Here is a 239-nt window from a genome sequence, read left to right as displayed (position 1 = left end):
GCCCTGAAGATAAGTCAATGTTGGTGTTGATATCTGTTACATAATAATCTACTCCACCGATGGTTTCTTTGGTCATTAAGAACTTATCATCAAAACCGTCAAACGTCGTATCACCACTTACCAATAAGGTAGGCTTGGTTACACTTCCCGGAAAGTCGCTTACTTTTAATGCAACCCTAACCTTTCCTACGGGTCCGGTTTCCTGTACTTTCCAAATTCTGGCCATTCTGTTGTTCAGC

The 239-nt window shown here is 41.8% G+C and carries 1 protein-coding gene; it reads right to left on the bottom strand.

Features of this window, described 5'->3' with window-relative positions; translation table 11 throughout:
• Nucleotides 1-226, bottom strand: a 226-nt coding sequence (locus tag ACPYOJ_RS36570; RefSeq protein ID WP_481420566.1) for a DUF8202 domain-containing protein, incomplete at its 3' end; no start/stop codon positions are given.
• Nucleotides 227-239 lie beyond the last annotated feature (13 nt).

Source organism: Rhizobium sp. SVR5-9E (assembly GCF_056755095.1).
The sequence above is the reverse complement of the archived record's forward strand: the minus strand, read 5'-3'. Positions and strand labels throughout refer to the sequence as shown.